General features: G+C 67.2%; 2 protein-coding genes. Both read right to left on the bottom strand.

Going from position 1 to position 3,459, the window contains the following annotated elements; all coding sequences use genetic code 11:
- Positions 1–658: 658 nt before the first annotated feature.
- Positions 659–1,318: a hypothetical protein gene (locus tag NZM16_RS00210; RefSeq protein WP_295477685.1), complete on the bottom strand. Its 660-nt coding sequence runs from the start codon at positions 1,316–1,318 to the stop codon at positions 659–661.
- Positions 1,315–3,087, bottom strand: a complete 1,773-nt coding sequence (locus NZM16_RS00205; RefSeq protein WP_295477681.1) for a GAF domain-containing sensor histidine kinase — start codon at positions 3,085–3,087, stop codon at positions 1,315–1,317. Before NZM16_RS00205 ends, NZM16_RS00210 begins: the two co-directional genes overlap by 4 nt.
- Positions 3,088–3,459: the final 372 nt, after the last annotated feature.

Raw genomic sequence — 3,459 nt, 5'->3', positions numbered from 1 at the left:
CCTAAAACGGGTCTCGTCACTGCAAGGTGGTGGTGGTGGTGATTCTTCTTCATGCTCATGAATAAGTCGCAATCCCCTAAAACGGGTCTCGTCACTGCAAGGTGGATGAAAAAGCGGCATTCGCCGACGCACTGTTGATCGTCGCAATCCCCTAAAACGGGTCTCGTCACTGCAAGAGCGGCGAGGCCTCTGTGCCGCTATCGGCCCCAGTTTTCGCCCGATCCTCAGGTTCCATCCACTTCCCCAGCTCATCTCGTTTCAATTAAACCACCTTCTGGTCGCTCTGTCAAGTCTTTTTCCCAATCCTCCGACCGGGCCGCGAATCCCCCCGGGTTTCGCCGCCCATGGGACATTCGCGGAAAGGAGACCGGAGGGCTGCGTCGGGCACCGCCAGATGTTCCGATTAGAGATAAAGAGATCGCCAGATATGGCGGAGACGTCGAGCCCTTCATCGGCCCTTTTCCGCGAATCCCCCCGGGTTTTCGACCGAAACCGGGATTCGCGGCGCCTTCTGCCCCTGATGCCGGGCGCAGCAAGCCCCGCAATTCAGGCGCCCTGCCCGCTGGGGAGACCGCCCCTCGGCCCCTGCGGGCCGGTTCGGATCGCCTCCCAGAGGTTCCCGAAAGCCCGTGGGGCGGCCCCGGCGGTCGCCTCGGCCTCACCCGGCCCCCTCCCGTGACGCCGGACCGGCCAGGGTGGCGGCGACCAGGGCGTGGAGGGCCGCGCTGAGCCAGAGATGGCCGGTGAGCCCGAAGAGGGCGGTGGCGGTCAGGGCGCCGCCCCAGACCTCCGGCCCCGGCCGGATCCCCACCCGCTTCCCTACTCCCTGCCACGTGCCCCACCAGATGCCGAAGGCGATCCAGGCGGCCGGAAGCGGATTCTCGCGGAACAACGCGGCCATCAGGATCCCCCGCCCTAAGGCCACCAGCGCCTCGCGGGCCAGGCCGGCGAAGGCCTTCTCCAGCCTCTCGCTCCGCGGCAGCGGGCCCGGTCTCCAGAGGCCGGCGCCCCGGAGGGCCAACAGCGTCGCCCCCCCATAGAGGCTGGCCAGCCCGATCCCCCGGATCCAGTCCGCCGGAAGCCATCCCAGGAGCGCCCCGGGGGCCAGGCGGTGCGGCCCCACCAGCCCGACGTCCCGCAGGCTGAGCCATCCCGCCCACAGCGCCAAGCCCAGCGGAAGCGGCCCCCCGAGGAGCGGCGCGCCGATCTCGATCAGGAACTGCCCCCATCGAGGGACCCGGGGCCGAATCGCCAGGAGGGAGAGCTCCACCGTCAGCGCCAGGAGGCTTAGCAACAGGGCGGGGATCCAGCGGCTCACCGGGCCTCCTCCCGGGGGGAGGGCTTGGCGTCCAGAGCGGCGTTCGGGAGGGGGATCTGAAGGCGGACCCGCGTGCCCTGGCCCGGGGCGGACTCCACCCAGAACTCTCCTCGAAGCAGCCCGGCCCGCTCCATCATGCTGAGCATCCCCATGCTGCCCCGGCGGCCGTAATCCGCCCGCAGCGCTTGCGGGTCGAAGCCTACCCCATCGTCCTCCACGCTCACCTGCAGCTGATCCCCCTCGATCCGCATACGGATCCACACGTTCTGAGGCTCTGCGTGCTTGCGGGCGTTGTTCACCGCTTCCTCCACGATCGAAAACACCAGCCCCTTCGCGTTGGGATCCAGCTTCTGGTCCACCGCTGGATCCACCTCCACATGGATCGCGAAGGGCTCGATCTCCTGAAGCCGCTCCGCCAGATGGGTGAGGGCCGCCACCAGCCCTTGGGACTCCAGGATCAGCGGGCGAAGGCGGAAGAGGAACTGGCGCAGCTCCTGGACGGCCTGGCGAGCCATCTGTTCCGCTTTCGCCAGCTCGGAGGGAAGCTGAGCGGGATCGTGCTGGAACAGCTTCTGCAGGAAGTTCAACCGCATCGCCAGGGCGGCCACGCTCTGGGTCGGGCCATCGTGCAGCTCCCGGGCCAGCCGCCGTCGGGCCTCCTCCTCCACTTCCACCAGACGCTCCTTTTCCCGCTGGAGCGTATGGTAAAGCAGGGCGTTCTGCAGCGCGATGGAGGCCTGAGTGGCGATCAACCGTAAGAGATCCCGGCGCTCACTGGTGAAGACCTGGGGATCCGGGCCGGCGATCACCAGGACGCCGTAACGGTCCAGGCCGATCCCGAGCGGGAGGACGAGGGCCGCCTGGGCGATGCGCATGACCACCAGCCGCCCGAGCTCCGGATCCTGGGTCGGATGGGAACAAAGCGTCGCCTCCCCGCGCTCGAGGGCCTCCCGGATCGCCCCCTCCAGGCCGGGGAGGCGAGCCCGCTCGTCTCGGGGCGGCAGGCGTCGGGCGGCGGCCACGCGCAATCCCTCGGGGTCCAGCAGGGCGATGAACATCGGCGGCGCCGGATGGACGCTGCCCCGGAACAGGCCCTCACTGACCTCTAAGGCGGCATGGAGGATCTCTTCGGTCCGCCGCATCTGCCCCAGCGCGGCGGCCAGCTCAAACAGGCCCTGCAGCTGTTGACGGGTCTGTGCCAGCAGCCGTCGCTGGATCAGCTCCCGCTCCTGGAGCTCCCGCAGGATCTCCCGCTTCAGGCGATCGCCCACGGTCCCGGTCAGCAACGCGCCCAGCGCTAGGACACTCGCCTGAACCAGGAAGGAGGGGAGGACGAGATCTCCCCGGCCCTGGATCCCTTCCCAGAGGATCAGCCCTCCCATCAGGCCGAAGGTGACCAGCTCTCCGGCCCACCAGCCGATCCGGAGGGCGGCCGTGAGGATCGGGAGAAAAGCGAAGAAGAACAGGGGGCTGCTCAGGCCGCCGGTGATCGCAATGAAGGAAAGGGTGATCAGCACATCGCCCGCCAGCGTGATGGCTGGGAGAGGAAGCCGGGAACGCACGAAGACCAGGGCGAGGAGCACCAGGAGGTTGTAAAGGCCCGTGAGCAGGAGAAGGGCGATGAAGGCGGCTTCAGACGCCTGCCACGAGCCGGGGTTCAGGGCCGCCGTCAGGGCCATCGCCACGATCAGCAACCAGCGCAGGTTGCCCAGGATCCATTCCATCTGGGCGGAATCGGTTGGCGCGGATGACGCAGGCCGTGTTTCCATCAACCCCTGCCTCTTTTCGGACGGTGGATTTCGACGGCTGTTGTTCTGGACTAATCGTAACCGAAAGCAACGGAATCGGCCATGGTTTCCATCCATCCTCCGGCGCTACGCTGTTCGCCTCCTCCAGGAGGCTTTAGGGACGGGGCCTTTCCGCCTTTCCCGATCGGCTTCCATCGGTGCGACTCTCGAATCCGGATGAGACGACGCGCCACCTTGTCCGTCGCAATTCTCCGCTCCTTGATACAATGAATGGGACATCCGACCTCTGAGCTCGCCGGGGGGTTGGGGCTAGTGCTTTGTCCAGTTATAAACTGGGAATTTGAGGAACCAAAGCGAGTCCGGAAGGCGACGGCCCCTCCCCCCTTTCTCCCC

The sequence above is a fragment of the Thermoflexus sp. genome, assembly GCF_025055495.1.
Taxonomy (GTDB): Bacteria; Chloroflexota; Anaerolineae; order Thermoflexales; family Thermoflexaceae; genus Thermoflexus.
The sequence above is the reverse complement of the archived record's forward strand: the minus strand, read 5'-3'. Positions and strand labels throughout refer to the sequence as shown.